Below are 7,062 nucleotides of genomic sequence, written 5' to 3'. Positions count from 1 at the left end.
GGACGGCGTCACCATCGGGGCGAACGAAGCGGGCGGTGCCCCCCAGGGTGACGGCGGCCGGCAGAATTCCGGCGCGCCGTTCCAGGCGGGCGGTCAGGCCGGCGGTCACACCCATGCCGGCGCCGACCCCGACCAGGCGTCCCGGCGCCCCGGCGACCCTTCCGCGGACGACCGAACCGACCTGACGAGCGAGCGGACCCATGAGACGAATGCTTCCGGCCCTGACCGCAGCGGCCTGTACCTTTAGCGGGATCGCCGTCGTCGGCGGCACCGCCCTGGCCGGCGTTCCCCCGGCGGCGAGCAGGGTCTGCGAGCGCGAGATGGCCAGTGCCGCGACGAAGCACGGCGTGCCCCTCGGCGTGCTCTACGCCGTCGGCCTGACGGAGAGCGGCAACCGCGGCTCGCTCCAGCCCTACGCCATGAACATCGCCGGCAAGGCGTATTTCGGCACCAACGCGGCCGACGTGCTGGCCCGCCTCGCCGAGGCGCAGCGCGGCGGGGTGAAGCTCGTCGATCTCGGCTGCATGCAGATCAACCACCATTACCACCGGGCGAAATTCGCCTCCCTGGAGGGGATGATCGACCCGGCCCAGAACGTCGAGTACGCCACCCGCTTCCTCAAGGAGCTGAAGGCCCGCGAGGGCAGCTGGACCCTGGCGGTCGCCCGCTACCATGCCGGCCCCAACAACAATCCCGCCCAGAAGACCTATGTCTGCCGGGTCATCGCCAACATGGTCGCGTCGGGATTCGGCACCTGGACGCCGGGGGCCAGGAGCTTCTGCCAGTCCTGATTGTCCGCCGGTGGCGGAGGCCCGGCGGCTCGCCGGGCACCTCGGGTCGGTCCAGTGGCCGAAGATGGATTCGGGACGGCGCGGCGCTCGGCGAAGTCCAGTCCTGAGAAGCCGCGCCGGTCGGACCCGAACGGTCGGGCCATCCCACCGGGCCCTGTTCCACGCGGTCGCGCGGTGCTGCGCCGATCGTATGGCCAGCGCTGGAGCGGACCGGACGAACAAGGCGTGGCGACAGGCGCGTGCGCTCAACCCTCACGGCGCGCGTCGGCCCTTCGCCCACCCTCCGGGGAATGACGCCCGTCGAAGCGCAGACGCGCGCGGCCGACGTCAACGGCCGTCGCCGTCCAGCCACCGGAGGCGGGACTGCGCGAGATGCGCGTGCATCATCGCCTGCGCCAGCAGCGGATCGTCCGCCTCGAGTGCCGACAGGATGGCCTCGTGCTCGGCGAGGGCGAGGTCCCACCCGTTCGCCGCCTCGAAGCGATGGCAGAACTTCGTGGAGAGCGGGCTGTGGCGCTCGTCGAAGAGGTCGCGCACGAGGCGGTGCAGGACGCCGTTTCCGGCCTGCTTCGCGATCGTCAGATGGAATTCGCGGTCGTGATCGAGGGGCTTGGTCCCCTCCGCGATCATCCTGCGCATGGCGTCGAGGGACTTTCGCAGGGATGCGAGGACCTCCGACGTCATCCGGGGCGCCGCGAGGAGGGTGACGGCGCCCTCCACCACGGCGCGCGCCTGCATCAGTTCGACGGGGCTTTCCCCAATCGAACCGATGGGGGGCGACCGTTGCTCCGTGACCGACAGCACGTAGATGCCGGAGCCCATGCGGACCTCGACCGCGCCTTCGATCTCCAGGGCGATCAGGGCCTCGCGCAGGGAGGGACGCGAGACGCCGAGCTGCAGCGCGAGATCGCGCTCCGCCGGCAGACGATCGCCGACCCCGAAATCCCCACTCTGGATCAGGGTCCGCAGCCGGTCGGCCACCAGCTGATAGAGCCGGCGTTCCGACGGGCGGTCGGCATTCGGGTCGGGTCTCGGGATTGGCATGACCAATAAAACTCGCTCTCAATCATGTTCCAGCACGGCGCCACTGTAAGTTCCGATTTTTAGACGCTTATTCAATGATGGTGCAGAATGTCGCGATATCCGCGAAAAACTGGCTTGACCAATTTTGGCAATCGGCTATCCATAGGACCACAATCAAAAGCCCATAGGGAGGGCCGCTGCCGTGTTCGAAGGCGGAGGAGGCGCGGTGACGCGCCCGGGCCGCGACGGTGAGACGTGGGATGCGTGCTGGCAAGCGCCGGCGCCTCGTGCCGATACCGTCCTGGTCCTCGAAGGCATCACGAAGGAGTTTCCCGGCGTCACGGCGCTCGCCGAGGTCAGCTTCGATCTGCGTCCCGGCGAGGTCCATGCCGTCTGCGGCGAGAACGGCGCGGGCAAGTCCACCCTGATGAAGATCATCAGCGGCGTGTACAGGCCGACATCCGGCAGGATCGTCTACAAGGGCGTCGAACGCCGTTTCTCGTCCCCCCTGGAAGCCGAGGCTTCCGGAATCGCGATGATCCACCAGGAACTGAACCTGGTGCCCCACCTGTCGGTGGCCGAGAACATCTTCCTGGCGCGTGAACCGCGGCACGGACCGTTGATCGCGCGGCGGAAGCTCCACGCCGATGCGCAAAGCCTGCTCGATCGGCTCGGCATCGCGATCGATCCCGGCTGCTCCGTGCGGACCCTGTCCGTCGCGCAGCGCCAAATGGTCGAAATCGCCAAGGCCCTGTCCCTGGATGCCGATGTGCTCATCATGGACGAGCCGACCTCGTCCCTGACGGGGGCGGAGACCGCGATGCTGTTTCGGGTCATCCGTGACCTGCGGGCGGCCGGCGTCGGGATTCTCTACATCTCGCACCGCCTGGACGAGATGACGGCGATCGTCGACCGGGTGACGGTGCTCCGCGACGGTCGCCACGTCGCGACGGAGCGGTTCTCCGCCACCACGGTGGACGCCATCGTCGCGAAGATGGTCGGCCGGCCCCTCGACGAAACGTTCCCCGAGCGGACTTCGAGGCCGTCCGACGAGACGATCCTGTCGGTGCGCGGGCTGACCCGGCGCGGCGTGTTCTCGGAGGTCAGCAGCCCGTTCGCCCAGGCTTTCCTCAGCCACGTGGCCACGCGCGGCCAGGACATCGCTTCAATGATGATCGCCGTGCGCAAGGACGTGATCGCGGCCACCGGCGGGTTCCAGGTGCCGTGGGAGAAATCCTCCCTCACGCGCCAGTTCGCCTTCGTGCCGGGCCCAGCCGCCGCGGCCTCGCCCGAGACCCAGCTCTGGCAGCTAGCCGCCGCCGGCCTCGACCCGGCCCTGCTGCGGATCTACCTCGCGCGCTACCCCGAGGGCGCGCATGCCGACGAGGTCAAGGCGATGGCCCTCGCCCCGGCGCCGCCGGACGCCACGCCGGGCGCGGTCCGCAGCACGCCGGAGGGCGACCGGGTGTCCGACGACCGCCTGTGGGATTTCGCGCAACGCTCGCGCCTGCGCCAACTCGTGGAGTTCTACATCAGCCGCCGCCCGGACGGGCGCCACGCCCACGAGGCCCGGGAGCTGCTGCAGGCCCTGCCGACGACGGAGGATTCGGACGTCCGGCCCGAGAGCCTGTGCGAGCGCGCGGCGACCCATCCCCGCGACGCCACGGCGAACACCGCCGGCGTCCCCCTGGCCGAGCTCGGCCGCAACGCCGAGACGGCGATCCAGGCCTGCCGGGCCGCGCGGGAGAGCCATCCGGACATGCCGCACTACACGGCGCTCCTCGCCCGCGCGCTCGCCGCGCGCGGCGAGCGCGCGGCGGCGATCGGCTACTACCGGGAGGCGGCGGCGCGGGGAAACCTGCGGGCGATGGTCAGCCTCGGCCTGCTCATGGAGACGGGGGACGGCCTGCCGCGCGATCCCAGGGGCGCCGCCGCCCTGTACGAGACGGCGGCCCGGGGCGGCAGCCCGGACGGCGCCATCAACCTCGCGGTCGCCCTGATGGAGGGGGCGGGCGTCCGCAAGGACCCGGGCCGCGCCGTCACCCTGCTGAAGCAGGCCTCCGAGGCCGGCTCGGCCATCGCCACCTACAATCTCGGCGTGCTGGCCCAGCAGGGGCTGGTGACGGAGCCGGGGGCGGCCCTCGCCTATTTCCGCAAGGCGACGGAGCTCGGCGACCCGCGCGGCTTCGTGCCGGCGGCGATCCTCCTCGACGAGGGCCGGGGCGTGCGCAAGGACCCCGCCGCCGCCGCCGAGATGCTGCTGCTCGGCGTGGCCTCGGATTCCGGCGACGCGGCGAACCAGATCGTCACCCGCGCCGCGACGTGGTCGCCGGACACGATCCGCTTGCTGCATGAACGGCTCAGGCGCGCCGGCTACTACACCGGCGCGGTGGACGGACGGGGCGGACAGAAGATGGCGGGCCCCTTGCGCCAGTGGCGCCGGGTGGGCAACCTCGACCTGAGGTGATGCGGCCTCCACCCGATCGGTGCGGTCCCCGAACGTCTCGCCGAAGCACAGGCCCCCATTCCTGAAAGGCCGCAGGTCGAGGCAACTCGAAAAGGACGTATGGTCCCGGCATGAGGTGGTGCGGGTCAATTTTGAATCGGTCTGAGTCTTTGGTCCAGGCCTGACAACTGGCCTGGAACGGAGTCTTCCAGCGCAACGACTTGGGGTGCTTGGCGAAGTTGTTGGCTGTGACGTGCGCCCTCAAGCTCTCCAGATCTTCGTAGTGGGATTGCCCCGTTTCTGTGGACGGTTCAGTGGGCCTGGCCGAGCAGGGTCTCAGGTAATGGTTCGAGTTGGGTCTCGTGCTCGTAGACGACGGGCGAGCGGTATCCGAGCGCCGAGTGCCGGCGCATCGGGTTATAGAAGCCCTCGATGTAGCTGAAGCAGGCCATCCGTGCTTCGGCCTGCGAGCTGAAGCGGCGGCGGGCGAGCAACTCGCATTCGAGGGTCGAGAAGAAGCTTTCGGCCATAGCGTTGTCGTAGGCATCGTCGACCGAACCCATTGAGGGTCGCACGCCCGCCTCCTGGCAGCGACTGCCAAAGGCCAGCGAGGTGTATTGCGATCCCTGGTCGGAATGATGGATCACGTCACGAGGCCCGCGCTGGGTGATGGCCATCTCCAGAGCGTCCAGGACCAATTCCGAGCGCAGGTGATTGGTCATGGCCCATCCAACGATCCGGCGACTGAAGGCATCGAGCACGACGGCGAGGTAGAGGAAGCCGGCAGCAGTTGGCACGTAGGTGATATCAGCCACCCAGAGCCGGTTCGGGGCGGTGGCCGCGAAGTTGCGGTCGACGAGATCGGGGGCAGATCGCGCCTCTCGATCACGCTGCGTCGTGACGGGACCACCGCGCCGGTGGCTGGCTCCGACGAGGCCGGCTCGGCGCATCAGCCGAGCTATGCGCTTGCGAGAGTGCCGGTCGCCCTGCTCGCGCAGGTCGGCGTGGACGCGCGGCGCGCCATAGGTCTCGTGCGAGCCGAGATGGACGGTACGAATGCGTTTGAGCAAGGCGGCGTCCGCCAACCGTCGCGCCGAGGGCTGCCGGTCGACCCAGGCATAGTATCCCGCCTTCGACGCACCGAGCATGCGTGCCATGGCGGCGATGGAGAAGTCGGCCTGGTTGGCGTTCATGAACCGGAAGACCCCGAGGGGAGAACCCCGGTCTCCCGAGCGAACCAGGCCGTCGCGCGAGAGAGGATATCGCGCTCCAGCTTGAGTTGTCGGTTCTCACGCCGGAGCCGGACGAGTTCGTCGCGCTCGGCGGTTGTCAGGCCCGGATCGGCAGGCGGCGGCTTCGCCTCACGTCTGCCTTCGCTGCGATCGGCCTCGGCCACCCAGTTGCGGATGGCCTGTGCGGAGGGCTCGAACTCGCGGGCCAGATCGGTCGGATCGCGCCCGGCGCGGGCCAACTCGACCATCTGTCGGCGGAACTCGGTGGGGTAAGGGGGACGGCTCTTCGGCATTAGACAAACACCTCACGCAAAAGCGTTCTCGGTGTCCACCAAACAGGGGCAATCCCAGTCCCCAAGCTCGCCCTCCTGATGGACACGGCCGAGCCCGACGTGCTGGCCTTCATGGGCTTCCCAGCCGCCCATCGGGTCAAGCTCCACAGCACGAACCCACTGGAGCGCCTGAACGGTGAGATCAAACGCCGGACCGAGGTCGTGGGCATCTTCCCCAACGAGGCTGCCATCACCCGCCTCGTCGGCGCGATCCTGCTCGAACAGAATGACGAATGGGCCGTTCAGCGGTCCCGTTACATGACGCTGGAAAGCATCACCCCGATCGGCGATGATCCCCTCGTCAGACTGCCGACCCTGGAAGCCTGATCCTCCCGGCCCAAGCCGGTGATCGTGGTGGCTCCCAGCGAGCTACACCACGCCAGGGGACACGACTCCTTGGGCCGGCAGGCATCAACCAGGGGCTCCAATTCAGACCATTGCGCGTCACTCAGCATCGTCTCTCCTCGATCAGGAGTGACAAAACACAAGTCCAGCCAATCGGTTCAGGCGACGATCGGCCCTATGCGTGTCGTGCGATCTGACGTCGATCTCGTGCAAGCGCACCAAGGCTGAGTAGACGGTGCGACGAACGTAGGAATCTGGCGGGTTCGTCAGACAAGGAATCAGGAAGGTCTCGACGCGACCGAGCCGGTGCTATCGGGCGGGCGGGGCTCGCAGGAATCCAGCGATGAGCACGCCCGATCGCCTGACCATGGACACTACCTTCGTCGCATCGTTTTGGGAGGCCACGAACGAAGATCAGGCCGAGCAGGAGCGGCTCGATGGAGCCATGTTCTTCACCTACGCAGCCGCGAGGGACGAAACACAGTCGGAGGCGATTTCCGCGATAAGACATGAGCCGCATACAGTCAGAGAAACCGGCGCATGGCGCACGGCCTCTGAAGAGGTCGATCCGGATTTCTACCGCAGACAATACGGCGACCTCGTCGTGTTGCCGAACGACGATGCGCTTCGACAACATTATGTCGAATACGGCCGCGGCGAGGGTCGTTTCCCCAATGGCGACGCGATGATCGTGGTGCTGGAAGCGCAATACGGCTGCCTCCCGCGTCACTTCGTTCCCGAACAGTACCGAGCTCTTCATGCCGATTGTCCGACGTCAGCACCTGTGGGACAGAATGAGGGTCTTCACGAACGGAGGATGGCTGGTTCATCGTAGCCCCTGAGGAGCGAAGATGAAGCAGACATCCGGACCGGCCAAGAAGCCGGCAGAAGCG

The 7,062-nt window shown here is 68.0% G+C and carries 6 protein-coding genes and 3 pseudogenes; 5 read left to right on the top strand and 4 right to left on the bottom strand.

Annotated features, from left to right (window positions below; translation table 11 throughout):
• On the bottom strand, window positions 1-202 hold a 202-nt coding region (locus tag FV218_RS23015), incomplete at its 3' end, for a hypothetical protein (RefSeq protein WP_210246135.1).
• Here FV218_RS23015 and FV218_RS21530 point away from each other — a divergent pair.
• Window positions 201-791 (top strand): transglycosylase SLT domain-containing protein, encoded by a 591-nt coding sequence (locus FV218_RS21530; RefSeq protein ID WP_147711497.1) that lies wholly within the window; start codon window positions 201-203, stop codon window positions 789-791. The genes FV218_RS23015 and FV218_RS21530 overlap by 2 nt on opposite strands.
• A 327-nt stretch (window positions 792-1,118) precedes the next feature.
• On the opposite strand, the gene FV218_RS21525 is transcribed toward FV218_RS21530, so the two are convergent.
• Window positions 1,119-1,835 (bottom strand): FadR/GntR family transcriptional regulator, encoded by a 717-nt coding sequence (locus FV218_RS21525; protein ID WP_147711496.1) that lies wholly within the window; start codon window positions 1,833-1,835, stop codon window positions 1,119-1,121.
• Between the two features lie 205 nt (window positions 1,836-2,040).
• Between FV218_RS21525 and FV218_RS23340 the strand changes: the two are divergent.
• A pseudogene (locus FV218_RS23340) lies at window positions 2,041-2,922 on the top strand (sugar ABC transporter ATP-binding protein); the annotation flags it as partial.
• A 60-nt stretch (window positions 2,923-2,982) separates the two neighbouring features.
• Window positions 2,983-4,281: a tetratricopeptide repeat protein gene (locus tag FV218_RS23520; protein WP_348642047.1), complete on the top strand. Its 1,299-nt coding sequence runs from the start codon at window positions 2,983-2,985 to the stop codon at window positions 4,279-4,281.
• 97 nt (window positions 4,282-4,378) lie between these two features.
• Here FV218_RS23520 and FV218_RS21515 read toward each other — a convergent pair.
• Both FV218_RS21515 and FV218_RS21510 read right to left on the bottom strand, forming a co-directional pair.
• Window positions 4,379-4,546, bottom strand: a pseudogene (locus tag FV218_RS21515) (IS481 family transposase); the annotation flags it as partial.
• Window positions 4,547-4,571: 25 nt separating this feature from the next.
• Window positions 4,572-5,785 (bottom strand): IS3 family transposase gene (locus FV218_RS21510; protein ID WP_147711494.1). Its coding sequence is split into 2 segments (ribosomal slippage): window positions 4,572-5,506 and window positions 5,506-5,785, totalling 1,215 coding nucleotides; the frame shifts between segments, so codons are not numbered across the junction.
• 60 nt (window positions 5,786-5,845) lie between these two features.
• Here FV218_RS21510 and FV218_RS21505 point away from each other — a divergent pair.
• Window positions 5,846-6,151: pseudogene (locus tag FV218_RS21505) on the top strand (transposase); the annotation flags it as partial.
• Window positions 6,152-6,512: 361 nt separating this feature from the next.
• Window positions 6,513-7,004, top strand: a complete 492-nt coding sequence (locus FV218_RS21500) for a hypothetical protein (protein ID WP_147711493.1) — start codon at window positions 6,513-6,515, stop codon at window positions 7,002-7,004.
• The last annotated feature ends 58 nt before the right edge of the window (window positions 7,005-7,062 follow it).

Source organism: Methylobacterium sp. WL69 (genome assembly GCF_008039485.1).
In the GTDB taxonomy this organism is placed as follows: domain Bacteria; phylum Pseudomonadota; class Alphaproteobacteria; order Rhizobiales; family Beijerinckiaceae; genus Methylobacterium.
Note: the sequence above shows the minus strand (reverse complement) of the source record. Positions and strands in the feature narration are given on the sequence as shown.

What these genes read in the sequence shown, in the direction of transcription:
- FV218_RS21530 (WP_147711497.1), top strand. Translation starts at nt 201, where the DNA reads ATGAGACGAATGCTTCCGGCCCTGACCGCAGCGGCCTGTACCTTTAGC.
- FV218_RS21525 (WP_147711496.1), bottom strand. Translation starts at nt 1,835, where the DNA reads ATGCCAATCCCGAGACCCGACCCGAATGCCGACCGCCCGTCGGAACGC.
- FV218_RS23520 (WP_348642047.1), top strand. Translation starts at nt 2,983, where the DNA reads ATGATGATCGCCGTGCGCAAGGACGTGATCGCGGCCACCGGCGGGTTC.
- FV218_RS21500 (WP_147711493.1), top strand. Translation starts at nt 6,513, where the DNA reads ATGAGCACGCCCGATCGCCTGACCATGGACACTACCTTCGTCGCATCG.